Origin of the sequence: Pseudomonas sp. NFACC13-1 (genome assembly GCF_900104425.1) — a bacterium.
Classification (GTDB): domain Bacteria; phylum Pseudomonadota; class Gammaproteobacteria; order Pseudomonadales; family Pseudomonadaceae; genus Aquipseudomonas; species Aquipseudomonas fluorescens_AA.
The window spans coordinates 308,167-332,689 of sequence record NZ_FMXV01000001.1 but is presented as its reverse complement, the minus strand read 5'-3'; the positions used below and the strand labels follow the sequence as shown (position 1 = coordinate 332,689).

Below are 24,523 nucleotides of genomic sequence, written 5' to 3'. Positions count from 1 at the left end.
AGGAAAAGATCCCATGGCGTCACATGGACTGATTCTGGCTCTCGGCCTGCTCGTGGGAGCAAGCGTAACCGCTCACGCCGCCCCCCTGGATGAACCCCTCAAGCCCCTGCCACCGGTGCCGGCCCTGGACCCCAAGCGCGTCCAACTGGGGCTGCGGCTGTTCAATGACCCACGGCTGTCAGTCAACAACACCCTGTCCTGCGCCAGTTGCCATCGCCTGGACAAGGGCGGTGCCGACGACAAGCCGTTTTCCCTGGGCTTCGACGGCAAGCCGGTGGAGGTCAATACACCCACCGTGTTCAACGCCGGCCTGAACTTCCACCAGTTCTGGGATGGCCGGGTCGATACGCTGGAAGAACAGGTCCACCAGGTCGTGATCAGCCCGGTGGAAATGGGCAGCACCTGGGAGTCGGTGATCAAGCGCATCGCCGATGATCCCGGCTACGCCAAGGACTTCAAGGACGCCTACCCCGACGGCGTGACCGAGCCCAATATCCAGAGCGCCCTGGCCGACTACGAACGCACCTTGCAAACACCCAACTCGCGTTTCGACCAGTACCTGCTGGGCAATACCGACGCCCTCACGCCCCGGGAAAAGTTCGGTTACCAGCGTTTCAAGGAGTACGGCTGCATCGCTTGCCACCAGGGCGTGAACATCGGCGGCAACATGTTCCAGAAATTCGGGATCATGGGTGACTACATCGGCGACCGGGGCAACCCCACCCGGGCCGACGAAGGACGCTTCAACATCACCGGCGATGAAGCGGACCGCCAGGTGTTCAAAGTGCCCAGCCTGCGCAACGTGGCCGTCACCGCGCCGTATTTCCATGACGGGTCGGCGACGACTCTGGAACACGCGGTGGAGGTGATGTTCAAGTACCAACTGGGTCGTGAGCCGCTCAAGAACGATACGACACTGATCGTCGAGTTCCTCAAGAGCCTGACCGGTGAATCGGAGGGCAAGCCCCTATGACCACGCTCCGTCGCCTCGGTCTTGCGTTCATCGGCCTGTTGCTGGCTTCGATCCTGCTGTTCATGTACATCAATTCGGGGGCCCGACAGGCCGCCTCGTACATTGAATCCCGGGACCTGATCCGCCTGCTCAAGCAACAGGACGCCATCTGGGACAACGAAGTCCTCAAGTCGCGGATCGCCCTGACCCACAACTACGACCCGCTGGTCTCCCCCCTGCATGAAATGGCACGCCTGTGGCAGCGTCTGGACGCCATCGAATCGGAACCGGGGCGCCACGGGCCATCGCTCTGGGAGGCCCAGCGCGACGATTACCTCAAGCTGGTCAAGGAAAAGACCCGTCTGGTGGAACAGTTCAAATCCCATAACGCGGTGTTGCGCAACTCCCTGGCCTTCCTGCCCACAGGGGAGGATGACATCCAGGGCCAGTTCGCCCGGCTGCCCGACACCTACAAACTGGAGTTGCAGAACGTTGCCATCGACACTTACGACCTGTTGCTCAGCAGCATGGAGTTCGCCCAGCTCAGTTCCCCGGAAATCGCAGCCGAGGTCCTGTTGGGCTTGAACCAGTTGGATGTCAACAAGGAGCGCCTGCCCGAGGGGTTGCTCAACTCCATCGAAGTCCTGCGCAGACACATCGGGGTGATCCTGCGCGAACAGCCAAAGGTCAATGAATTATTGCTGGGCATCGAAGCGATCCCCTTGTCCGATCGCCTGGACACCATCACCAACCTGCTTGAGAAAGACCAGGAAAAAGCCGCCGCCAAATACGAGCGCAACCACATTTACCTGCTGGTGTTCGCCACGTTCCTGGTGCTGATCCTGATCTGGCTGGCGATCCGGTTGATACGCAGCTTCGCCGAGATCAATCGGGTCAACAACGCCCTGCAAACCGCCAACGATGAACTGGAACTACGGGTCGAGGAGCGTACCCGCCAGCTCAAGGACACCCAGAGCGAATTGATGGACACCGCCCGCCAGGCCGGCATGGCGGAAATCGCCACCAACGTGTTGCACAACGTCGGCAACGTCCTCAACAGCGTGAACATCTCCGCCGACCTGGTCAGCCGCAAACTGCGCAGCAGCAAGGCCCTGGGCCTGGGCAAGGCGATGCAACTGATCAACGAACACGCCGATGACCTCGGACACTTCCTCACCGAAGACGCCAAGGGCAAGCTGCTGCCCGGCTACCTCAACCAACTGGTCGAAGCCATCGCGTTGGAGCAGCAGAGCCTGACCGATGAACTGGCCCAGTTGAGCAAGAGCGTGGACCACATCAAGGACATCGTCTCCACCCAGCAATCCTATGCCGGGGCCAGCAGCCTGCTCGAGCCCCTGGTGGTCAGCGAACTGCTCGAAGACGCTTTGCGCATGAACGCCGGCGCCCTGACCCGCCATCATGTTACGGTGATCAAGGAATACGGCGACGTGCCGCGGATCATGGGCGACAAGCATCGCTTGCTGCTGATCCTGATCAACCTGATCAGCAATGCCAAGTACGCCATGGCCGGGGTGTCCAACGATGCGCGGAACCTGACCCTCAAGGCCGCGGTGGTCGATGGCCAGACCCTGCAAATCAGCGTCAAGGACGAAGGCGAAGGCATCCCGGAGGAAAATATGACGCGCATCTTCGCCCATGGTTTTACCACGCGTAAGGAAGGCCACGGCTTTGGCCTGCACAGCTGCGCATTGGCGGCCATCGAAATGAACGGCCACCTCACCGCCCACAGTGAGGGGCCAGGCAAAGGAGCGACATTCCAATTGCAGGTGCCCCTGAAACTTGCAGAAGGTGAACCATGAACAGCCTGAGTAACCGCCGCATCCTGTTGATCGACGATACACCCGCCATTCATGAAGATTTCCGCAAGATCCTCACCCCGGAGGATGACAGCAACACGGATTTGCAGGACATGGAAAGCGCGCTGTTTGGCGAAGCGCCGAAACCTGCCGCCACCGTGTTCGAACTCGACTCGGCCTACGGTGGGCAGGAGGGCCTGAACAAATTGCTGGGGGCAATGGCCAAGGAGCGTCCCTATGCCCTGGCCTTTGTCGACATGCGCATGCCCGAAGGCTGGGACGGCGCCAAGACCATCGAAGAACTCTGGAAGCGCGACCCGCAGTTGCAAGTGGTGGTTTGCACCGCCTATTCGGATTATTCCTGGGATGAATTGCTCGACCGCCTGAACGGCCACGACCGCTTGCTCATCCTGAAGAAGCCGTTCGACAACATCGAAGTCCAGCAGATGGCCAACACCCTGACCACCAAATGGGAAATGACCTCGCGCGCGCAATTGAAAATGAACAAGCTCGAAGACCTGGTAGAACAACGCACCCAGGCTTTCAAGCAGGCCAGCGAGCTGCTGCAGATGGAGATCGACGAGCGCAAGATGCTGGAAACCCAGTTGGTGCAATCGGAAAAGCTCGCCTCGCTGGGCCAGTTGGCGGCCGGGGTGGCCCACGAGATCAACAACCCGATCGGCTTCATTTCTTCCAACCTGGGGGCGCTGGACGGCTACTTCGGCAAACTCCAGGAAATGCTCACGGCTTACGGCAGCGCCGAGGAGGCCATCGCCTCGCCGGAGCTGGTGGTGAACTTGAGAAAGCTGCGCGAACAGGTGGAGCTGGATTTCCTGGTCGAGGACATCCCCCTGCTGATCAAGGAATCCAAGGATGGCATCGGCCGGGTCGGGCAGATCGTCAAGGACCTGAAGGACTTCTCCCGCGTTGATTCCAGCCAGGAATGGCAGATGGCCAATTTGCAGCAGGGCATGGATTCGACGTTGAACATCGTCGCCAATGAAATCAAGTACAAGGCCGACGTGGTCAAGGAATACACACCCTTGCCGGAGGTGGAATGCCTGCCGTCGCAGATCAACCAGGTGATCATGAACCTGATCGTCAACGCCGCCCAGGCCATCGGCCCCGAACGCGGCACCATCACCCTGCGCAACGGGGTCGGTGAAGAAACCGTCTGGATCGAAGTGGCGGACAACGGCTCGGGCATTCCCCCCGAGACCCTGCAGAAAATCTTCGACCCGTTCTTCACCACCAAACCCATCGGCCAGGGCACGGGGCTCGGGCTGTCGTTGTCCTACGGCATCGTGAAAAAACACAACGGCGAGATCACCGTACGCAGCGAAGTCGGCGTGGGCACCACCTTCCGCGTGGAATTACCGTTGCGGCAGATGAAGCAGGCAAGCTGAGCCACCCCTGTAGGAGCTGCCGAAGGCTGCGATCTTTTGATCTTTCGCTTTCTTTCGCTTGAGATTCAAGTGTTTGGGGAAAGATCGCAGCCTCGTTGCACTCGACAGCTCCTACACAGCTCCTACAACGCAGCCCAGCGGGAGCAAGCTCCCTCGCCACAGACTGAATTCCAAGCTAATGTCTCGCCAATCGCCCACTCCCAAGGAAACCGTATGAGCCTGTCTCTGCTGAGTCGTTACGCCTTCTTTGCTGGCTGTGTCATCTTCACCCTCGCCAGCCTGCCATTCCTGCAACACGACTGGCTCTGGCCCATTGCGCTGGTGACCGGCCTGTTGAGCCTGTTGGGAGTGTTCGACCTGCTGCAAAGCCGTCATGCCGTACGGCGCAACTACCCGATCCTGGGCAATATCCGTTATCTGGTCGAAGGCATCCGCCCGGAGATCCGCCAGTACCTGCTCGAATCCGACAGCGATGCCCTGCCCTTCTCCCGGGCCCAACGCTCGCTGGTGTACTCCCGGGCCAAGAACGAAAGCGCCGACAAGCCGTTCGGCACCTTGATCGACGTGTACCAGACCGGCTTCGAATTCATCGGCCATTCCATGCGCCCGGCCCCGCTGAGCGACCCCAGCGGTTTTCGCGTGACGGTCGGTGGCCCACAGTGCACCCAGCCGTACTCCGCATCGGTGTTCAACATCTCGGCCATGAGCTTCGGCTCCCTGAGCGCCAACGCCATCCGGGCGTTGAACCAAGGCGCGAAGCTGGGCAACTTCGCCCATGACACCGGCGAAGGCAGTATCAGCCCCTACCACCGCGAACACGGTGGCGACCTGACCTGGGAACTGGGCAGCGGCTATTTTGGCTGTCGCACCAGCGACGGGCGCTTCGACCCCGAGCGCTTCGCCGCCCAGGCACAGAACCCGCAGGTGCGGATGATCGAAATCAAGATGAGCCAGGGCGCCAAACCCGGCCACGGCGGGATCCTGCCCAAGCACAAGGTCACCCGGGAAATCGCCGAGACCCGTGGCATCCTCATGGGCGAGGATTGCGTGTCCCCATCACGTCACAGCGCGTTTTCCACCCCCATCGAACTGATGCAATTCGTCCAGCAACTGCGTGAGCTGTCCGGCGGCAAACCGGTGGGCTTCAAATTCTGCCTGGGCCATCCCTGGGAATTCATGGGCATCGCCAAGGCGATGCTGGAAACCGGGATCCTGCCTGACTTCATCGTGGTGGACGGCAAGGAAGGCGGCACGGGCGCGGCGCCAGTGGAGTTCACCGATCACATCGGCGTGCCGCTGCGCGAGGGCCTGTTGTTCGTGCACAACACCTTGGTGGGCCTGAACCTGCGGAACAAGATCAAGCTCGGCGCCAGTGGCAAGATTGTCAGCGCCTTCGACATCGCCAGCGTCCTGGCCATCGGCGCCGACTGGGCCAACGCCGCGCGCGGCTTCATGTTCGCCATCGGCTGCATCCAGTCCCAAAGCTGCCACACCAACAAATGCCCCACCGGCGTCGCCACCCAGGACACCTTGCGCCAGCGCGCCCTGGTCGTCCCGGACAAGGCCCAGCGGGTCTACAACTTCCACCGCAACACCCTCAAGGCCCTGGCCGAAATGCTCGCCGCCGCCGGGCTCGAACACCCGTCGCAATTGCAGCCCAAGCACCTGGTGCGGCGGATGTCGGCCACCGAGGTCAAGTTGTTCTCTGAGTTGCACGTGTTTCTGAAGCCGGGGGAATTGCTGACCGGCGAGGTCAATGGGGCGTTTTATTCGCGGATGTGGCAGATGGCGCGGGCGGACAGCTTTGAGCCGATGGAAGTGGCGGCGGCGTGAACCGATCGCGCAACGAACCGTTTCGACGCTGCGCAACTTTCCTTGCACCGGAAGGAACAGGACACTCCCTGACTATCGAGTCAAGTCGCTACAGTCGGCAACACGGCGGCTGATTTGCGTAGGCTCTTTCATAACGATGAAACCATAGTCGCCCAGCAGATAAATCCGGTAATACTGGTTGTCCACGATGGGCGCATAAACTAAATAACCCACCTGTGTCGCATTGCGCCGCTCACGTTCCTTTGCCACGTTGGTGATGCCCATTAACGGTAAGCGTTCCGAGAGCATGAAGTAGTCGATATTTAGTAAATAAGACAGCACCGGAAGCTCTCGGAACGAACCGCAAGCGCTTACCAACCAGTAGTCGGAATAGGTGATCGATAGATAAATCCGCTTGGCTTCGTACAGTTCCCGGTGTGAAGTGATGTCATACCCCAAACTGTAAAGCGCACCGTCGGCGAAGGTTTTTTGCAGAGTCAGCACCCGACCATAAGCGAAGGACAATGAAAGCGTCGCCAGAAGCGGAAGGAAGAGCAATAACGGCAAACGCGGATGGATTGGAGAAAGAGCCAGATACGCAAGATAAAAGCAGAACATCAGAAGCACACCGAAGCCCATCAAGGTACGCGCGCCTTCGTTGAAATCACGAAAAACCAGCGTGATACCAGGCACCAGCAGGATCAACAAAGGCAGCGTCATCGAACATCCCAGAAACAACACGAAAGTTTTCCAACCCTGCTCCTCACGCTCCAGCAACCTGCTGCCCAATCGTATGGCGCCGATCAGCGCCAACACAACCAGCGCGGCTAGCAACCAGGCGTAGCCACCGTGAAACAGCAGCGCAACTTTCTCGGCCACTCGTTCTATGTTGATGCCGATTTGCAGCAACGGATCGGCTTTCCAATTCAACAATGCAGTCCGCTCCGGCCCCATGAGCAACACGGCGGTGGCAAAGTAAATCAGAACGGCCAAACCAAGCTGAGCCAACTTCCAACCCAGCTTTTCCAGCCATTGCAGGTACGGTTCCCGTTTGTATGCCGCTGTGAGCAATTCCAGGCAACACAGGCCCAGGAACACATTGAAGCTGATCTGGTAGAGCCCGAATGCCAGCACCAACAAACCGGCTGGCACCCACCACTGACGTATTCGCGAAGTCCCCTGAAAGGTCATTGCGTAAATGACCGCGACCAGACTCAGTGCCATCGCGGGGCCGTCGTATTGATACGACAGGTTCTGCAACAGGAAGGGGTTGTACCAGAGGGGCAACGGGACCAAACAACAGACCAGTGTCGGCTGAGGGAAGTAATGAAAAGTCAGGCGAATCAAAGCCAGGGACATGGCCAATGCGGCGAGCAACAATGGCAGCGGAAAAATGTCTGGCGCGGCGCGGGTGAGGGACAGCGCTTGATACAACAGATCAGAAAACCAGCGCCCTTGGTTGGTCCAGGCCATTCCAGCTTCCAGTGCCCGCCAGTTATCGTCGATATAGCGAAAATCAGCGAGGATCAACGGCAGGACGTAAAGCAAGATCGCCGTTGAAAAAAACAGCGCGACCTGACGACGATTGAGCTCGCGATAGAAAAAGTCGCTCATCATGATTCATCCCGGGATTTCAGCCTGCTTTTCCGGATCATTTCCTTGATGACATGCCAGGGTCGGTGCCTGGTCTTCAGATATCCGTCCGACGTACTCACCCAATACTCCAATGCCGACCCATTGCATCCCGCCTGGAAACAGAGTCGCGGACGAGCGCAAGGACTACCACAGCCGCCAAAGCTGAACGATCAACCAAACGCTCATTCGCGATGTCCACGAAACACCACAAATCGGGACAACAGGAAACCGATCACCAGGCTCAACAGCGAAAATACCGCGACAGTCAGCAGGCCATGGACATGCCAGCGATCACCCAAGTAACCCACAATGAAACTGAGGGTCCCCATGACACATAAGAAAAGAACATAGCCCAACACTGAGGTCTTGGCCTCGAATGTGTAGAGCGCATTGACATAAAAAGAGAACGAGGCTGCCACGCAAAAGGCAGTGAAGTTACTCAACGCTTGATTGAGGCCGAACGCCACCCTGAGCACGAAAAACACTTGCCAATGGATCAGCGTATTGGCCAGCCCAATCAGGGCGTAACTGAAAAAGCCTTTCCATAACGTTTTCATGGATGCCCCCGACCGGGACGGTACTTAAGGCTATTCAATCTAGGGTTCTGTCGATACTCGGTCTACTGTAAGAACTAACAGGTGTCCTGTAGTTCATCTGGCTGTGACGCACAAAAAAGCCCCGATCATCCGACCGAGGCTCTCTTCTACATCGCCGTCAACTTACGAAACCGAACGCACCGTCCCCTGCACGTCACCGGTCGGTTGCAACTTGAAGGTGTAAAACAAAACTGTCAGCAACACCAGGAACGCCGGGCCTACATATAGCGCCACGCGGGTATCCGGGAAGTACGCCATCAGGCCCACCACCAGCACCAGGAACGCCAGGGCCAGGTAGGAACTGACCGGGTACAGCCACATGCGGTACTTGAGGGCCGCACGCTCGGAAGCGCTCAGGCCTCGGCGGAATTTGAGCTGGGCCAGCAGGATCATCACCCAGGTCCAGATCGCGCCGAAGGTGGCGATGGAGGTCACCCAGACGAAGACCTTCTCCGGCACCAGGTAATTGAGCAACACGCCCAGCAGCAGCGCGGCGATGGACAGCAGCAATGCGCGACGCGGCACGCCGTTGGTCGAGGTCTTGGCGAAACCGGCCGGGGCCTGGCCGTTCTGCGCCAGGCTGTAGAGCATCCGCCCGGTGCTGAAGATGCCGCCGTTGCAGGACGATAGTGCGGCGGTGATCACCACGAAGTTGATGATGCCGGCGGCGGTCTTGATGCCCAGACGCTCGAAGGTCATCACGAAAGGGCTGCCCTGGGTGCCGATCTCGTTCCACGGGTAGATCGACAGGATCACGAACAGAGCGCCGACGTAGAACAGCAGGATCCGCCAGAACACCGAACCGATGGCGTTGGGGATGGTTTTCTGTGGGTTCTTCGCTTCACCGGCGGTCAGGCCGATCATCTCCACGCCCAGGTACGCGAACATCACCATCTGCAGGGACATCAACACGCCGGACACGCCGTTGGGCATGAAGCCGCCGTGGGCCCAGAGGTTGGAAATGCCCAGGGCCACACCGTCGTTGCCGAAGCCAAAGGCGATGATGCCGATGCCACCGATGACCATGGCGATGATGGTGACGATCTTGATCAGGGCGAACCAGAATTCGAATTCGCCGAAGGCCTTGACCGCGATCAGGTTGATCGAGCCCATGCTGACCAGTGCCGCCAAGGCCCAGATCCAGCGGGGCACGTCGGGGAACCAGATGCCCATGTACACCGCCACGGCGGTGATCTCCGCCACACAGGTCACCAGCCACAGGAACCAGTAGTTCCAACCGGTCAGGAAACCTGCCAGTGGGCCGAGGTAATCCTGGGCATAGCGGCTGAACGAACCGGCCACCGGGTTGTGCACGGCCATTTCACCGAGGGCGCGCATGATCACCAGGATCGCCAGGCCGCCAATGATGTAGGACAGCATGATCGCCGGGCCGGCCATTTCGATGGCCTTGGCCGAACCGAGGAACAGCCCGACACCGATGCAGGCGCCAAGCGCCATCAGGCGGATATGCCGTTCGCCGAGTTCACGTTTGAGCGGACCGCCCTGGGCGGACTCGCCATGGGGCAGATGGTTGCCGACAGGCATAGGGGTAACCTCGTCTTGTTATTGGATTAGCCACCGAGTGTCCAAAGCCGCAGGCCGGTAAGCCTGCCGCCTTGCCGATACCGGGTCTGTCTTGTGGGCAGACCGTCCTGTGGAACGACAACCTCAGGATCAGCGGGTCGTGCAGTATAAAAAGCCAGGGATAGAGAGATTCACTGTAAAACCTGGAAATTTCAGGGATAGCCTGCGCCAGAATCGACTTTTAGAAGAGGTGTTGTCTGGATTCAGGGCACTCGGAAACGTCGCCGAGTATTGCACAGTGATGGTGCAGCGTCATGTTTTGGCATGGGGGCGATGGCTCTAGCGCGAGGTTTTCCGGACACCACTGCCCGTTATGATGGGGATTATCTGTGGCAGTGGATTTATTTGTGGCGAGGGGATTTATCCCCGTTGGGCTGCGCAGCAGCCCCTCAACCGCAGCCCGGGTATTTCTGAACAATCGAGTTGCCTGTATTGGGGCTGCTTCGCAGCCCAGCGGGGATAAATCCCCTCGCCACAGAATCCCACCGCAGCTACATCTCCTCAGCACAGGGAATCCATGTTCCCCGGTCCAGACAGGCAACATGAGTCACTTCAAATCCATGCAGTGTCCCAGAGAGGGTAATCGCCAATACATTTCACCAGCCCAGCCCGCAACGGATTGTCAATGATGTAGTCGGCGGAGGGCCGCAGCTCTTCATTGTCACGAATCGCGCGGTCATGAAAGCCGCTTTGCCAAAGCGGACCAGAGGTTTCGGTCATGCTATTGACGCGATGGGTGCATCGAGCTTTGGTGGCACCGATGACACGACTCAGATGGCCATCGTGGAGTTGCAGCAACCAGTGAAAATGATCCGGCATTACCACCCAGGCTAAAGAGTTCACCAAGCCAGAATCATGGGCGCATTTGAATTCTGCAACCAACAATCTTCCAACCTTCCAGTTGGCAAAAACAGGACGGCGCTGATGAGTAACGGCCGTCACCAGATAGGCGCGTCCTTGCTCCGAATAACGTCCTCGACGCAAGCGATGTGAATTGGGGCGTGGATGCATTCCTTGCTTCCTTTGAGAGGGTTTGGATGCAGCGTAGCCATGCTGTTGTTTGATCGACGCTGAGAAGGTCGAGCGAATACTCCGAAGCTTGTGTAGTACTTGTGATGTGGGGATTTATCTGTGACTAGTGGAAGTCATGACAGACCGGTACCCACAATTTCCCCTCCCCCCACGCCAACCACCGTCTAAGCTTCAAGCAAGTCCGATCAATCTGCTTAATGGATCAGTCGACTATGGGCGCTTTGTGGCAAACCGATTCAAATGAACCTGTGGTCCCGACTGAACGTATGGAAGAAGCGCCTTTACCTCAAAAAAAACGCCGCGCACGACATGGCTGGCGGGCATTCTGGTTGTTGTTGCTGATTATCGTGGTGGTGGTCGGCCTCGCAGTGACCAAGGAAATGCGCACGTCGCGGTTTCAGGCCCGGGAGCTCAGCCAGTACGCCGCGTCCCTGAGTTACTCGGTACAGCCGGGACCCAGCGATGCCATCGTCTACCCTGGCGCAGGCCCGTTCGACCGGCGCCTGGGCTACAGCGCGCTGGGGGAGTTCCTGCCGCGCCTGCTCAAGCGTGACTATGTGATCCAGGCCCAGGCGCGGTTTTCGCCGGCGTTGATGGACTACGTCGAAAAAGGCCTGTTCGTGCCCTACGCGGAAAAGATCCAGGCTGGATTGACCATCACCGACTGCCGCGCCGCACCGGTCTATCAGTTCAAGTACCCGCAGCAGCTGTATGCGAACTTCGAAGCGATCCCGCCCGTGGTGGTGCAGAGCCTGTTGTTCATCGAGAACCGTTTTCTGCTCGACCCCAAGCAACCCTTGGCCAACCCGGCCGTGGACTGGCCGCGCTTCGCCATGGCGGCCTGGTCGCAAGTCGCCAAGCTGTTGAGCCTGCCGGGGCAATCCGCCGGGGGCAGCACCTTGGCCACACAACTGGAGAAATACCGTCACTCGCCTGAGGGCCTGACCGTGTCCGGCGCGGAGAAAATCCGCCAGATGATTTCCGCCAGCGTGCGCGCTTACCAGGGCGGCCCGCAAACCCTCGAGGCGCGGCAGCGGATCATCCGCGACTACCTCAACAGCGTCCCGCTTTCCGCCGTGCCGGGGCATGGTGAAGTCCATGGCATGGCCGAAGGCTTGCGGGTCTGGTATGGCGCCGACTTCAATCGGGCCAATGAACGCTTGGCCAGCACCGCGACCGATCCCCAGAGCCTGGCGGAAAAAGGCCTGGCCCTGCGGGAAATGCTGTCGTTGATGATCGCCCAGCGCCGACCGTCCCATTACCTGTCCAAGGGTCACGATGAACTGGCGCGCCTGACCGATAGCCACATCCGCCTGCTGGCACAGAACGGCGTGATCGACGCGGCGTTGTCGGAGGCGGCCCTGGCGAGCAAGGTCAGCTATCGCGACTGGGTCCAGGACCCGACCGTGCAGCCCAACGAAACCAACAAAGGCATCAGCGCCGCCCGCAGTCGCCTCGCCGCCCTGCTCAACCGTCCGCTGTACGACCTCGATCGCCTCGACCTGTCCGCCACCAGCACCTTGCAAAGCGATTTGCAGGCCCAGGCCACCGACTACCTCAAGCGCTTGGCCGACCCGGCCTTCGCGACCGAGATCGGCCTGATGGGAGAACGCCTGCTGACCCCCACCAGCACCACCCAGGTGCGCTACAGCTTCACCCTGCTGGAACTGACCCCCGATGGCTCGCGTGTGCGGGTGCAGACCGACAGCACCGACCAGCCTTTCGACATCAACGAAGGCAGCAAGCTGGAACTGGGCTCCACCGCCAAGTTGCGGGTGCTCACCACCTACCTGCAAATCATCGCCGAACTGCACGACCGTTATGCCCAGCAGACCCCGGCGGCGTTGAAGAAAACCGAAGTCGCCGAGCAGGACCGCCTCTCGCGCTGGGCCGTCGATTACCTGATCCAGAACACCGACCGCAGCCTGTCGAACATGCTCGAAGCCGCGCTGGACCGGACCTACTCGGCCAGCCCGGGCGAAGCCTTTTTTACCGGCGGCGGGCTGCACACCTTCCACAACTTCCGCAACGAGGACAACGGTCGCAACCCGACGTTGCGCGACGCCCTGCGGGAGTCTATCAACCTGCCGTTCATCCGCCTGATGCGCGACCTGGTGCGCTACGCCACCTATGCCGGGCCCAACAACAGTTCCGAACTGCTCAAGGACGACAAGGACCCGCGCCGCCAGGAATACCTGGCCCAATTCGCCGACCGCGAAGGCACCTCGTTCCTGCTCAGGTTCTGGAAGAAATACCAGAAAAAGGACACCGGCCAGCGCCTGGAAACGTTCCTCGACGGCATGCGCCCTACCGCCATCCGCCTGGCCGCCGTGCACCGCTATTTCTTTCCCAACGACAGCCAGGAGAGCTTCAACCGCTTCGTGCGCGCCCATTTGAAGTCAGCCAAGAGCGCTGAAAAACTCACCGACGAACGCCTCGAACGGCTCTACCAAAGCTATGGCCCCGGTGCCTATGACCTGCCGGACCAGGGCTTCATCGCCAAGGTTCACCCGCTGGACCTGTGGTTGATGGGTTACCTGCTGAACAACCCCGACGCCAAGTTCAGCCAGATCGTCAAGGCCAGCCAGTTCGAGCGCCAGGAAGTCTATAGCTGGCTGTTCAAGAGCCGGCACAAGAGCGCCCGCGACAGTCGCATCCGCACCATGCTGGAAATCGAAGCCTTCCTGGATATCCACCAGCGCTGGCAGCAAGTGGGCTATCCGTTCGACCACCTGGTGCCATCGCTGGCCACCGCCATCGGCAGTTCCGGTGACCGCCCGGCTGCGCTGGCCGAACTGGTGGGCACCATCCTCAACGATGGCATCCGCCAACCGGCGCTGCGGGTGGACAGCCTCGACTTTGCCGTCGACACGCCTTACGAGACACGGCTGGTGAGCAACCCGGACAATGGCAAGCGCGTGATGCCCGTGGAAGTGGCCCAGGCCTTGCGCGGGGCGCTGTCCCAGGTGGTGGATGCCGGCACCGCGAAACGCGTGGCCGGCAGTTTCAAGCTGGCCGACGGCACGCCGCTGGCCATGGGCGGCAAGACCGGCACCGGCGACAACCGCATCGAGGCCATCGGCGCCGGTGGGCGGATCCTCAGTTCCAAATCCATCAACCGCACCGCCACCTTCGTGTTCTACATCGGCGATAGCCATTTCGGCACCCTCACCGCCTATGTACCGGGCGCGTCGGCGCAGAACTTCAAGTTCACCTCGGCCTTGCCGGTACAAGTACTCAAGGGCATGGCGCCGTTTCTCTCGCCCTACTTGCAACCGGGAAGCCATACCCAGTGCAAGCCGCTGGTGGCGGGGCAATGAGTCACGGCAAGTTGGGGGAGGTACCTGTGGCGAGGGGATTTATCCCCGCTGGGCTGCGCGGCAGCCCCTAAAAAAGCACGCCATTAACCTGATCCACCGTGGTATCGGCTTTCAGGGCTGCTGCGCAGCCCAACGGGGATAAATCCCCTCGCCACAAAGACAGCGGGTTGACCCGAGATCAGAGCGTGACCCGAGGCACCGCGTCGAAGATCACGGTGATATGCCCCGTGAACAAACCGGACAACATGGGAGAAACCGGGAGGGGGACGAAGATGCGCATTTCAGCCGTCATGCCTGGCGTGGACGTAGCGTCATCCACCACTTCCTTAGGCACTTTTTCCAACCAAACGTTGTTGAACAAGGTGACAGTGTGAATTCCATAAGTACCGTTGAACAACCAGGAATTCCCTTCAATGTAGGCATGAACCGAACCGTCGGTGTTTTTCACATCGAAGATCTGACGCACTGGGGACAACATTCTGTTCACAGGATTGAAATGCATGACTTCGTCCTTACCGAAGTCTGGATTGCGTGGCTGTACATGAAACTGCTTGTTCGGGATGTTCGCGCTGATATGGATCGATGAACGTGCGTCATCGCCAGCCCATGCCAGCGAAGAACCCAGGGCTACAAAGCCCAGGGCAGCGATGGATACAAATTTTTCGAACATGGTTGAAATTCTTTTTATGGTTATGGAAATGCGGGAGTGCTGCCTGCGTCCCGCTGTTACAGGCAACACACACCACAAAATCAGGGGTTGACCCGAGGCACCGCGTCAAAAATCACGGTGAAGTCAGCGTTGTACACGCCTGGAGACAATGGGCGAGTGGGCTGGCTCGCAACGACGACACGCATCTCAGCCTGGGTACCCGGTGTGGACGTGGCATCGTCCACGACTTCCTGGGGTCGGCTGTCCAGAGGCACGCCGTTGAATATCGCCCTCAGGGTCACATGATCCACACCGTTGCTCAGATGGATGGCACCTGTCTGGTTGGCATTCTCGAGGTAGGCGTGGACCGAACCGTCGGTGTTCTTCACATCATAGGTATGGCGCAAAGAGGTGAGCTGGTAGGTCACCGGGTTGTAATGCATGTATTCATCCTTGCCAAACTCCGGATCCCGTGGCTGCACGTGGAATTGCTGGGTCGGAATGTTCGCCTCGATATGGATCGATGAACGTGCGTCATCGGCGCCCAGTACCAACGACGAACTTAGCGCAGCAGCCCCCAAAGCAATAACGGACAAAACTTTCTTGAACATGCTTGATACCTTTTTGTAGTAATAAAAAGCGCAGGAGCAAACTTGCCCCCACCGTCACTGACCCAGCACTCCTGTGGCGAGGGAGCAAGCTCCCTCGCCACAGGAGTGCTGGGTCAAATGATCTTTGCCGCAGGGTTCGCGATTGCTACGGTGCAGTAGCGTCGAACACCATGTGCACCGTGCCGTAGTAATCCCCCGGCTTGTAGTCGTCATCGGGCCTGATGGCGGCGATTTCCAGCGGCACCTGGCGTCCGGGCCGGGCTTCGGTGGCCGTGACCACCTGGGCGGAATCCAGGGTCAGTGCGACGCCATTGAAGGTCACTCGCAGATCGATGCGCTCACGTCCGTTGGACAGATACGCCTCTTCCCCCAGGCGGGCACCGATGGCGCCGTTGCTGTTCTTCACCTCGTAGGTGGCCCGCAACGGGCTGAGCTCGCCGGTGATGGTGCTGAAGGGCAGGCGCTGTTCGCGCTGGACCAGTTGCGGGTCGAGGGGCACCACATGAAAGTCGGCGGTGGGGATGGTCACGTAGACCTCGAAGGTTTCCCGTTCGACCGCGCCCCAGGCCTGGACCCAGGGCAACATAAGGGCGCTCAGTGCGAGGGGACGTACCAGTGTCTTGAACATATTTGATTACCTGTGGCGTCAACGACGGTTCGGCGACGGCGACCGTCAACCTTTGATCTCGACGTTTTTCTGCTCGCTGCCTTCGATCAACGTGAAGCGATATTCGCGCCCCGCCTCCTTGTCGAACGAAAACGTCCGGCCGGCCATGATGTGGTGCTTGGTTGTGGGCCGGCACTCGTTCTCTTTCTTCGCTTCGCAGTCCTTGAACTCATCGATCACCAGTACGCTGTTGCCGTTATTGCGTATCTGGTAGCGATTGACGCTGTCATCGATCACAGTCTCGAAGCGGGTGTCCTTGGGCCGTACGAAGAACACCGTGCCGTAGCCCGCCAGTACCTTGACCCCCGCCCCGATGCGCTCCTTCTTGTATTCCTCGCGCTCCTCCTTGCTGATGGCGAACTCGTCTTCGGCCTCCGGCACCACCGGCACGAAGCGCACGCGGAAGTACCGTTCCTTGTCGCGGTTGCCCATGAACAGCAAGCGCGTACCCTGCACCCCGTTGGCCGGCACGATCAGCCGCGCCGGGCTGGCCATCAACCCGTCCTTGGCCTGGGCACTGGCCTGGTTCTGCAGCGGCACTTCCTGGTAGCTGCCGTCCTCGTTATAGATAATCTCCAGGATGTTGACCTTGACGAACGCCGTGGACGTGCCGCCGTTGAAGATCCGCTTCATGTAGGTGGTCTTGTTGCCGTCCAGGTAGTCGTAGACCACCCCGACGCCGATTTGCGGACCGGCCTGGGCCACGCCGCAAAACAGATAGAGTCCAACCCATGCCAATAGATGTTTCATCGCTTTTCCAACCTCATGCATTTAACGCAACTCACTAAAAAATCCTGGCCGACCGGCCGTTTAAACTTCCGAATCCCAGACCACGGTGACGTTGCCGGAGTAGGCCTTGGCGCCACTGTCGAGCATCTCTGCGACGCTGCTTTGGGCCACTTCGAAGTGCAGCATCCCGGGCCGGCGGTCGACGTAGAAGGTGGGCTGGAACAACTCGGTGCCAGTGCCGTCACGCAACAACGGGCGACGGGCGACCGGTTGCCCCGCGGCATCCGTCAAACCCTCGGGCAAGGTCACGCTGACGTTCACCGGCACGGCGTGACCGGTTCCGGTTTCGGAAATCGCGCAGGTGTTGCCGCTGATGTTTTGGCATTCGATGGCCATCTTGAAACGCGAAGACGCGGAGATGTGGAAACGCTGGTCGCGGAACAGTCGCGTGGGTTTGCGCCCGCTGTTCAGCCAGGCCTGCCAGCCTTCCTGGGGGACCAGTTCGACGCGGTTGCCGCCGGGAGGTATATCCACTTTGAGGGTGTGTTCGACGTCCAGCTTGAAATTGAGGGTGATCACCGAGTCGTTGGGGATCATGACGTCCCCCATGTCAAAGTCCTGCCCCGGCCCCACGCCATAGGACACTGAGCCCGTGTATTGACCGGATGACATTTTCAAGGGGTTGGGGGTGCGCAACTCGTAGGCAAAGTCCAGATGTCGGTATGACATGCTAGGAATCAAATAACTGGCCCTTTTGGCGCACACGCCTTCGACTGGCGTCTTCCAGAAGAAGTTATAGATCAGGCTGTTCAGGGTCCCGAAATTGGTGGATCGACATGGCGATGGCGCATACATCCAGCTAGAACCGCCCCATAACCTCCTGTGGGCGGTCGTGTTATCCACGCCGCCACCCACCAGTTCCACGACGCTGACGGGAAGTTGATAGCGCGAGCCAACGCCGGAAATGCGCACTTGAACTATCTCGGTTTCGCCAGTATCGGTATGGGTCACCTGGGCCAACCGCCAGGTGGCGGGCACATCGAACATGGCACCTTGCCGAGAACTCCCGTGGTTGGCCTGGATGGGGCCGGTCGAATCGAAAACGATGGGCACTTGAAGGCTGAACATCTTTTCCCGTTCGCATACCGCCGGATACAGCGCGCAATAACCCGATACCGGCGTGGTATTGAGAAAGGTGTTTTCATTGGGTTTCGAGGGGTCCGGCCTGAAGACGGCGGTGACTTCCTTGTTCACGGCACTGGCCGTGGATGCACAAGCCAACAACATCACCGAAACCATACCTCGCACTGCTGGTAACTGCTTCATCTACACCCCACCCTCAAATCGGCTCGGACTGGCCAAGCCACGCCTTTTAAACTTCCGAATCCCAGATCACCGTGACGTCGCCGCTATAGCGCGTGGCGCCGCCGTCCAGCATCTCTTCGACGCTGCTCCGGCCGACCTCGAAGTGCAGCATTCCCGGCCTGCGGTCGACATATAAGCCGGGCTGGAACAACTCGGTGCCACTGCCATCGCGCAACAGCCGGCGACGGTTGACCGGTTGCCCGCTGGCGTCCGTCAAGCCATCCGGCAGGGTCACACTGACGTCCACCGGCACGGCATGGCCGGTGCCGGTCTCGGTGATCGCGCAGGTATTGCCGCTGATGTGCTGGCATTCGAGCCCCATCTTGAAACGGGAAGAGGCGGAGATATGGAAACGCTGGTCGCGGAACAGCCGCACCGGCTTGCGCCCGCTGTTGAGCCAGGCTTGCCAACCGTCCTGGGGCACCAGTTCCACGCGGTTGCCACCGGGAGGCACTTCGACTTTGAGGGTGTGTTCGACGGTCAGATTGAAATTAAAGGTAAGGACCGGGTCGGAAGGGATCATGACATCGCCCATGTCGAGGTCCTGACCCGGCCCAATGTTATAGGTCAGTGACCCGGTATATAGACCGCTCGACATTTTCAGAGGGTTTGGGGTGCGTAGTTCGTAGGCAAAGTCCAGATAATCGTAGGTAAAGCTGGGGATCAAAAAGCTGGCCTTTTTGGAGCACGCAGCTTCGACCCTGGTTTTCCAGAAAAACCGATATGTAGTCGCATTAAGGCCTCCATGGCCGGTATACCCGCAGGGTGTGCCGGGATTCACCCAGCTATGGCCGTAGCCACCCCACAACCGGTTATGAGCCAATGCAAGGTCAATGTTCGGATTACCAATCAGGTCAAGCACGTTCATTGGAAGTCGATACCTCGACCCGATGCCTGAAAAGCGTACTTCGACAGTTTCGATTTCCCCCGTTTCGGCATGAGTCACTTGTGCGGTACGCCAGTTGGCGGGCACCTTGAAGGTCGCCCCTTGCCTATAATCGGTATGGTTCGCCTGGATAGGGCTGTTCGAATTGAAGCTGATAGGCAACTGAATGCTGAATATCTTCGTCGCAGCGCAATCTGCCGGATAGAAAGTGCAGTAACCTGAAACCGGTGTGGTATTGGTAAATTGATTCAGGTTTGGCTTCGAAGCATCGGGCCTGAATATCGCGCTGATATCCTGACTCGCTGCATTGGCCGCCGGCACGCAAGCAAGCAACAACAACGAAACCACGCTGCGCACGGCTACCGATAAGGGTTTCATCTATACAACCTCATACATCGATGCAAATCCCTGCAAGTTGGGGAAAAACTTCACTGCGGGAACAAGGCTTGCCCGCGATGCAGGCGCCCCGGTCTCCTGGTGAGTTGGTGTTATCGTTCATCGCGGGCAAGCCTTGCTCCCACAGCTCATGAACGCTGCTTCGCCGGGTCAGTCGCAGCCAGCGAGCTGTCAGCCAAACTGTCCGGGGTGCAGCGCAGGTCGCCGATCATCAACACGTCGCCTTCCTCGGTGGCGGTTTCCGGGTCGAGGCGGAAGCGGCAGAACAACTCGTTGCCGTAGCGCACTTCCAAGGTCGGGGACGCGGCGTTCATTTCCATGGAGAAGAACCCGTCCGCCTCGCTGACGCCACGGCTGGCGTGGTTGATCACGTGATGGCCCTTGAGCGGCTGGCCCTGTTCGTCCAGCAGACGGCCGAGCACGGTCACGGTTTTCATCACGCTGACCTTGCGGTAGTCCACACCGCCCTTGTTCAGGTGATAGCGGGTGCGTGTAGGCTCGATACTCGCCGCCGGCGGATGAACGCCCTCGAAGTCGAAGGTGACCATGCTGTTTTTATAAGCAGTGATCGGCACGAAGTTACGGCCCGGGTGCAACGTGGTGCTGCCGCCAGTCAGGTCGTCGGCGCGCAGGACGATGTTGTCCAGGTCGGTCTCCACGTCGACGATCATTCCCGCGCCGCGACCTTGCGGCACGCCGGTGAAGGCGGCTTTTCGGCCGCCCACGGCGACCGTGCTGCTGAGGTTCAGGCCGCCGGTGAGGTTGTCGTTGTAGGACGAGCGCTGGATGAAACCATCGCCATAGAGCGAGTCGGTACTGAAGCTGGCGAGGCCGGACAGGCCCACGCCATAGGTATCGGCCAGCGCCGTGGCGGAGACGCTTTGCAACACGTGGTCCTGGAGGTCGCGGCGATAGGTCAGCGAGGCATTGTTGTCCCGGTCGCCCTCGCGGGAGGTGCGGGTGCCGATGCTGCCCGACCAGTACTCGCCCGGGCCGCCCAAGGCCACGCTGAGGCTCAGGTCCACACCGCGATTACGCCGGTCATTGGTACTCGAAGTGCCAGGGCGGTCGAACACCGACAACCGCCAGTTGGCATCGCTGCCACGCAGCTTGGCGCGCTGGGTCCAGCCCAGGTCCAGGCCCGTGCCCTGGACATTGCCTTCGCTGTAGGCCAGCCGCCCGTTGAGGGAGGTCTTGTTGCTCAAGCGATGGTTGACCGACAGCGACGAGTTGCTGGTTTGACCGACGTACACGTTGCGCTGGCGGATACGGGTGCCGTCCGGCAGGGTTTCGTAGGTGTTGCGAGTGTCCAGCCAACTGCGGTTGTGGCTGGCCACGACGCTGCCATTGCCGTAGCTGTACATGCCCTGCAAGTCCATGCCGGTGCCGTACTGTTCGGTCTGGTAGACATTGGCGTACAAGCTGGTACTGCTGCCCAGCGTCCAGTCCACCGAAGTGCCCACTTGCAGTTTGTCCTGCACCTGACGCATGGAGCCCCCCAGGATCACCCGTGGGTGCAGCAGGTAATTGACGCCGAGGCCCGCCGTGGTAAAACCCGAGGGCTGGTCGTCCCAGTTGCTCCACAACCGGGTTTCCCGACCGGCGAACAGGTTGTAGCGCCAGCGATCTTCCGTGCTGCTCCAATTGCTGGGTTTGTAGACCAGTTCCTGGCTGGTGGCGGTGGTTTGTCCATCCTCGATCAGCCGGACCTCCACTTCGTAGATACCACCGGGCAATGGCCGGGTGTCCAGGCTCTGCAAGCCGGCGCTGACGGCCTGGGTGTTGATCAGCAGGCCACTGCGATAAATCTCCACCGACGCCTGGCGGCTGGCGGTGACATAAATGGGGTAGACGCTGGGCTTGGGATTATCGACGACCAGGCTGTCGGAACTGCCGAACATCACCCCCAGCGCAGTGTCCGGGTTGGCGCCAAACGAACGGATCTGACGGTTCAGGCCATCGGAACTGGGCGTGAAATAACCCAGGCGGAAAAATTGTCCTTCCAACTCTCGTTGGGTATAGAGCTCGTGGATGGCGTGGTAAGTCTTGTCGTCCGGCCCACCAAGACGCGAGAGCTGGAGGTCCAGGGATTGGCTCCAGTTGCCCACGCTGGAACTGGCGTTGAGGCCATAGCGTCCCCCGGTATCCTGTTCCTGGCCACCATTGAGATTGAGTTGGTTATTGAAGATAAGACCGAAGCTGCCCTCTTTGGGTTGGTCGTAAAAACGCCGGGGCTCGGTCGAGCGCTCGACGTCTTGGGTCAGGATCGACACCAAGGAGTTCTCGAGGCTGTAATGCACGGCCAGCAACCCCGCCGAACAATTGGTTTCACAGGCGCCGAGTGCGATGCCCTGCTTGAGGCGTTGTTCCCATTGCTCGCGTTCGACCGCCTTGATCGAACTCTCGTGGGTGTCGGTAAACTCGAGCAGGGTAATACGATCATCTCGCGTCAAGACCACCATGGCCTCGCCGAGATACTGTTGATTGAGTTCAATACGAACCGCGAGCGGCACATCGAAGAAGTGGGCTTCAAACTCCGCCGGCAACCCCTTGGCCTGGGACAGCAGGCTCGTGGGTGTCGTACCGGGTGCAGTTGGCGCGGCCAATGCATTGGCGCACAACAATAGCGCGAGCGCACCTGCGATGGGTGTCATCGAAAACATCAACGGGACTCTCATTATCAGCGAGCTATCAAGGCATTCCAGCTACAGGCCGGCCGGCTGGGGAGCGCCGGCAGGCCTGTCGCGCTGCCCGGGACGAGGTGGAACTCACCGGGCGGCAAAGGGCATTACGGGCGTGGCACGGCGTCGAAGATGACGGTCATGTCAGCGGTGTATACGCCGTTCTGGGTAGGCAGAGGCCTGGCCGGGATAATGGTCATCTCAGCCTGGGTGCCTGGCGTGGAGGTCGCGTCGTCCACCACTTCCTGGGACCTGTCGGTCAGGGTGACACCGTTGAAGGCGGTGGTCAGAGCGATGGCATCGCTGCCATTGAACAGCGAAGCCTCGCCGCCTTCGATGTAGGCGTTGACCGAACCTTCGGTGTTCTTCACGTCGTAGGTCTGGCGCAGCGACGTCAGGGTCCCGTTGACGGTGTTGTAGTTCATGGTTTCATTCTTACCCCAGTTCGGGTCACGTGGCTGCACGTGGAACTGCTGGGTCGGAATGTTCGCCGTGATATGGATGGACGAACGTGCGTCGTCGGCAGCGAAAGCCAGCGAAGAACTCAGGGCCGCAGCGGTCAGGGAAGCTGCGGTTACGATTTTCATGAGCATTGTTAACACCTGTTCATAGCAATAAAGAGGGAAGGGCTGAAGTTGCAGGCCAATACAGCTTGGCGTGCCCCTTCAACGCCGGTGCATGATCGTCGCTCTTTAATTAAAAATAAGCAGGAAAGTTCGCATAGACTTGTAGTAAAGCGAACATGCAACACAAGGAAAAATACGCAATTTTCGATAAAACGTAACTTTTAATGTAAGAGCATTCCCACATTCCCACTAGTTACGGTTAATACTTCCTGATACCCACCCGGTTTCGTCCCGCAAACTTAAGGGATTCAGGTAAGGTCACACTTCACTTCTTGTAGGACCCAACGAAGATATATCTTCACTTCAAGATATATCTATATAAGCGAAGATATATCTGAAGTCAAAGATATATCTCGGTTCTATTTATGCGGAACAGAGAGCAAACACATGACAGTCCTTTATCCCCCTTCCACTCATGAACAGGGTCGTCAGGATGGCTTCGAACGACGCCCGCCCGGTCGCGAGCGCGGCAGTCGCGGCCCACGGGTTTTCGCCCCCGGCCACTTGAAATTGCTGTTGCTGGCCCTGATTGCCGAGAAACCTTGCCACGGCTACGAGCTGATCCGGCAGATCGAGTCCATGTTCGACGGTGCCTACAGCCCCAGCCCCGGCGTGATCTACCCGACCCTGACCCACCTTGAAATGGGTAAGATGATCAGCGGCGACGCCGAGGGTGGAAAAAAGTGTTACAGCGCGACCGATGCCGGACGTCTATTCCTTCGAGACCAGGCCGAAGCGCTGGACGGCGTGCGGATGCGCATCGAAACCAGCAAGCGTACCCTGCGTGACCAGGATCGGCCTGCCGAGATCCACGAGGCGGTGGGTCACCTGCGCGATGCGCTACAGATGCACCAGGGCCGTTGGAGCCCGGAAGAAATCCTGCGGGTGCGCGGCCTGCTCAACGACACCGTCAAAGCCATCGTCGACGGCCCTGCCCGTCCCTCTGTTTCGGAGTCAAGCAATGACTGAACACGATCCAAACACCATTCACCGCGTCAGCCACGAGATCAAGCGTCGCCGCCTGCAAGTGTTGCGGGTGGTGGACCTGACCCCACGCATGCGCCGCATCACCGTCGGCGGGCCGGAACTGGCCGGGTTCACCAGCCTGGGCACGGATGACCACGTGAAATTGCTGTTCCCGCAGAACGCCGAGGAACAGGCCGCCCTGGATAACTTCAACCCCAGCGCGGGCAAGGCCCAGGGCCCGATGCCCGAGATGCGCGACTACACGCCACGCCGCTATGACCTGAACACCTTGGAGCTGGACATCGATTTCGTGCTCCACGGCGACGGCCCGGCCTCGACCTGGGCGGCCCAGGCCGCCCCCGGGCAATACCTGAACATCGCCGGGCCCAGGGGCTCGATGATCGTGCCTGACATCTTCGACAGCTACCTGCTGGTCGGCGACGAAACCGCCCTGCCCGCCATCGCCCGCCGCCTCGAAGGCCTGGCGCCGGACCGACGGGCCCTGGTGGTGGTGGAAGTGGAAAACGGCGCCGAACAACAGATCCTCCAGAGCCCGGCGCAGGTCCATGTGATCTGGGTATTGCGCGAAGGCCGCCAGGACAACCTGCTGCGAACCGTGCGACAGTTGGAAATGCCCGGCGGCAAGCTGTACGCCTGGGTCGCGACCGAGAGCAAGGTGTCGCGGCAGATTCGCAAGGTGTTGCTGGAGGAGAAAGGGTTGGACCAGGACTTTGTGAAGGCGGTGGGGTATTGGAAGGCGGAGGGTAGTGAGGAGGATTGAGAGACTGGCGGC

19 protein-coding genes are annotated in these 24,523 nt (G+C 59.6%); 7 read left to right on the top strand and 12 right to left on the bottom strand.

Annotated features, from left to right (window positions below; genetic code table 11):
- Positions 1 to 13 precede the first annotated feature (13 nt).
- The 4 genes from BLQ55_RS01535 to BLQ55_RS01520 all read left to right on the top strand — a co-directional run bounded on the left by BLQ55_RS01535 (position 14) and on the right by BLQ55_RS01520 (position 6,008).
- Complete coding sequence (locus tag BLQ55_RS01535) at positions 14 to 973, top strand: cytochrome-c peroxidase (protein WP_092251957.1); 960 nt, start codon at positions 14 to 16, stop codon at positions 971 to 973.
- A complete protein-coding gene (locus BLQ55_RS01530; protein WP_092251955.1) occupies positions 970 to 2,772 on the top strand; it encodes a DAHL domain-containing protein in 1,803 nt (600 codons plus the stop codon). The genes BLQ55_RS01535 and BLQ55_RS01530 overlap by 4 nt, the downstream gene beginning before the upstream one ends.
- Positions 2,769 to 4,175: an ATP-binding protein gene (locus BLQ55_RS01525; protein ID WP_092205145.1), complete on the top strand. Its 1,407-nt coding sequence runs from the start codon at positions 2,769 to 2,771 to the stop codon at positions 4,173 to 4,175. The genes BLQ55_RS01530 and BLQ55_RS01525 overlap by 4 nt, the downstream gene beginning before the upstream one ends.
- Before the next feature lie 213 nt (positions 4,176 to 4,388).
- Entirely contained in the window at positions 4,389 to 6,008 is a 1,620-nt protein-coding gene (locus BLQ55_RS01520) for an FMN-binding glutamate synthase family protein (protein ID WP_092205146.1), read from the top strand.
- A gap of 72 nt (positions 6,009 to 6,080) precedes the next feature.
- Here BLQ55_RS01520 and BLQ55_RS01515 read toward each other — a convergent pair whose 3' ends face one another.
- From BLQ55_RS01515 to BLQ55_RS01500, 4 genes are all read right to left on the bottom strand, one after another.
- A complete protein-coding gene (locus tag BLQ55_RS01515) occupies positions 6,081 to 7,601 on the bottom strand; it encodes a glucosyltransferase domain-containing protein (protein WP_371128510.1) in 1,521 nt (506 codons plus the stop codon).
- 203 nt (positions 7,602 to 7,804) lie between these two features.
- Complete coding sequence (locus BLQ55_RS01510) at positions 7,805 to 8,179, bottom strand: GtrA family protein (protein WP_092205148.1); 375 nt, start codon at positions 8,177 to 8,179, stop codon at positions 7,805 to 7,807.
- A 162-nt stretch (positions 8,180 to 8,341) separates the two neighbouring features.
- A complete protein-coding gene (locus BLQ55_RS01505; protein WP_092251951.1) occupies positions 8,342 to 9,763 on the bottom strand; it encodes an amino acid permease in 1,422 nt (473 codons plus the stop codon).
- A gap of 591 nt (positions 9,764 to 10,354) precedes the next feature.
- Complete coding sequence (locus BLQ55_RS01500) at positions 10,355 to 10,813, bottom strand: REP-associated tyrosine transposase (RefSeq protein ID WP_092205150.1); 459 nt, start codon at positions 10,811 to 10,813, stop codon at positions 10,355 to 10,357.
- Positions 10,814 to 11,046: 233 nt separating this feature from the next.
- Between BLQ55_RS01500 and BLQ55_RS01495 the strand changes: the two genes are divergently transcribed.
- The gene (locus BLQ55_RS01495) at positions 11,047 to 14,154 is read left to right on the top strand and encodes a transglycosylase domain-containing protein (RefSeq protein ID WP_092251949.1); all 3,108 of its coding nucleotides are present in this window, start codon (positions 11,047 to 11,049) and stop codon (positions 14,152 to 14,154) included.
- A 178-nt stretch (positions 14,155 to 14,332) separates the two neighbouring features.
- Here BLQ55_RS01495 and BLQ55_RS01490 read toward each other — a convergent pair whose 3' ends face one another.
- From BLQ55_RS01490 to BLQ55_RS01455, 8 genes are all read right to left on the bottom strand, one after another.
- Entirely contained in the window at positions 14,333 to 14,824 is a 492-nt protein-coding gene (locus tag BLQ55_RS01490) for an adhesin (protein WP_092251947.1), read from the bottom strand.
- An 80-nt stretch (positions 14,825 to 14,904) separates the two neighbouring features.
- Positions 14,905 to 15,414: a CS1 type fimbrial major subunit gene (locus tag BLQ55_RS01485; RefSeq protein WP_092251945.1), complete on the bottom strand. Its 510-nt coding sequence runs from the start codon at positions 15,412 to 15,414 to the stop codon at positions 14,905 to 14,907.
- Between the two features lie 145 nt (positions 15,415 to 15,559).
- The gene (locus BLQ55_RS01480) at positions 15,560 to 16,042 is read right to left on the bottom strand and encodes a CS1 type fimbrial major subunit (RefSeq protein WP_092205154.1); all 483 of its coding nucleotides are present in this window, start codon (positions 16,040 to 16,042) and stop codon (positions 15,560 to 15,562) included.
- Between the two features lie 45 nt (positions 16,043 to 16,087).
- Positions 16,088 to 16,831 (bottom strand): molecular chaperone, encoded by a 744-nt coding sequence (locus BLQ55_RS01475; RefSeq protein ID WP_176814169.1) that lies wholly within the window; start codon positions 16,829 to 16,831, stop codon positions 16,088 to 16,090.
- A 60-nt stretch (positions 16,832 to 16,891) separates the two neighbouring features.
- Positions 16,892 to 18,136: a hypothetical protein gene (locus BLQ55_RS01470; protein ID WP_092251941.1), complete on the bottom strand. Its 1,245-nt coding sequence runs from the start codon at positions 18,134 to 18,136 to the stop codon at positions 16,892 to 16,894.
- Positions 18,137 to 18,182: 46 nt separating this feature from the next.
- Positions 18,183 to 19,439: a hypothetical protein gene (locus tag BLQ55_RS01465; protein WP_092251939.1), complete on the bottom strand. Its 1,257-nt coding sequence runs from the start codon at positions 19,437 to 19,439 to the stop codon at positions 18,183 to 18,185.
- A gap of 146 nt (positions 19,440 to 19,585) precedes the next feature.
- Positions 19,586 to 22,120 carry a CS1-pili formation C-terminal domain-containing protein gene (locus tag BLQ55_RS01460; RefSeq protein ID WP_092251937.1) on the bottom strand — a complete coding sequence of 845 codons (2,535 nt, stop codon included), beginning with the start codon at positions 22,118 to 22,120 and terminating at the stop codon, positions 19,586 to 19,588.
- Positions 22,121 to 22,245: 125 nt separating this feature from the next.
- Complete coding sequence (locus BLQ55_RS01455; protein ID WP_092251935.1) at positions 22,246 to 22,731, bottom strand: CS1 type fimbrial major subunit; 486 nt, start codon at positions 22,729 to 22,731, stop codon at positions 22,246 to 22,248.
- Positions 22,732 to 23,151: 420 nt separating this feature from the next.
- Here BLQ55_RS01455 and BLQ55_RS01450 point away from each other — a divergent pair, with 420 nt between their 5' ends.
- Together BLQ55_RS01450 and BLQ55_RS01445 are read left to right on the top strand one after the other, a co-directional pair.
- On the top strand, positions 23,152 to 23,733 hold the full coding sequence (locus BLQ55_RS01450) for a PadR family transcriptional regulator (RefSeq protein WP_092251933.1): 582 nt from the start codon (positions 23,152 to 23,154) through the stop codon (positions 23,731 to 23,733).
- Positions 23,726 to 24,511, top strand: coding sequence for a siderophore-interacting protein (locus BLQ55_RS01445; RefSeq protein WP_092251931.1), 786 nt, complete (start codon positions 23,726 to 23,728; stop codon positions 24,509 to 24,511). The genes BLQ55_RS01450 and BLQ55_RS01445 overlap by 8 nt, the downstream gene beginning before the upstream one ends.
- The last annotated feature ends 12 nt before the right edge of the window (positions 24,512 to 24,523 follow it).

Coding starts and splice junctions, on each gene's coding strand:
- BLQ55_RS01535 (WP_092251957.1), top strand. CDS start 14: ATGGCGTCACATGGACTGATTCTGGCTCTCGGCCTGCTCGTGGGAGCA.
- BLQ55_RS01530 (WP_092251955.1), top strand. CDS start 970: ATGACCACGCTCCGTCGCCTCGGTCTTGCGTTCATCGGCCTGTTGCTG.
- BLQ55_RS01525 (WP_092205145.1), top strand. CDS start 2,769: ATGAACAGCCTGAGTAACCGCCGCATCCTGTTGATCGACGATACACCC.
- BLQ55_RS01520 (WP_092205146.1), top strand. CDS start 4,389: ATGAGCCTGTCTCTGCTGAGTCGTTACGCCTTCTTTGCTGGCTGTGTC.
- BLQ55_RS01515 (WP_371128510.1), bottom strand. CDS start 7,601: ATGAGCGACTTTTTCTATCGCGAGCTCAATCGTCGTCAGGTCGCGCTG.
- BLQ55_RS01510 (WP_092205148.1), bottom strand. CDS start 8,179: ATGAAAACGTTATGGAAAGGCTTTTTCAGTTACGCCCTGATTGGGCTG.
- BLQ55_RS01505 (WP_092251951.1), bottom strand. CDS start 9,763: ATGCCTGTCGGCAACCATCTGCCCCATGGCGAGTCCGCCCAGGGCGGT.
- BLQ55_RS01500 (WP_092205150.1), bottom strand. CDS start 10,813: ATGCATCCACGCCCCAATTCACATCGCTTGCGTCGAGGACGTTATTCG.
- BLQ55_RS01495 (WP_092251949.1), top strand. CDS start 11,047: ATGGGCGCTTTGTGGCAAACCGATTCAAATGAACCTGTGGTCCCGACT.
- BLQ55_RS01490 (WP_092251947.1), bottom strand. CDS start 14,824: ATGTTCGAAAAATTTGTATCCATCGCTGCCCTGGGCTTTGTAGCCCTG.
- BLQ55_RS01485 (WP_092251945.1), bottom strand. CDS start 15,414: ATGTTCAAGAAAGTTTTGTCCGTTATTGCTTTGGGGGCTGCTGCGCTA.
- BLQ55_RS01480 (WP_092205154.1), bottom strand. CDS start 16,042: ATGTTCAAGACACTGGTACGTCCCCTCGCACTGAGCGCCCTTATGTTG.
- BLQ55_RS01475 (WP_176814169.1), bottom strand. CDS start 16,831: ATGAAACATCTATTGGCATGGGTTGGACTCTATCTGTTTTGCGGCGTG.
- BLQ55_RS01470 (WP_092251941.1), bottom strand. CDS start 18,136: ATGAAGCAGTTACCAGCAGTGCGAGGTATGGTTTCGGTGATGTTGTTG.
- BLQ55_RS01465 (WP_092251939.1), bottom strand. CDS start 19,439: ATGAAACCCTTATCGGTAGCCGTGCGCAGCGTGGTTTCGTTGTTGTTG.
- BLQ55_RS01460 (WP_092251937.1), bottom strand. CDS start 22,120: ATGTTTTCGATGACACCCATCGCAGGTGCGCTCGCGCTATTGTTGTGC.
- BLQ55_RS01455 (WP_092251935.1), bottom strand. CDS start 22,731: ATGCTCATGAAAATCGTAACCGCAGCTTCCCTGACCGCTGCGGCCCTG.
- BLQ55_RS01450 (WP_092251933.1), top strand. CDS start 23,152: ATGACAGTCCTTTATCCCCCTTCCACTCATGAACAGGGTCGTCAGGAT.
- BLQ55_RS01445 (WP_092251931.1), top strand. CDS start 23,726: ATGACTGAACACGATCCAAACACCATTCACCGCGTCAGCCACGAGATC.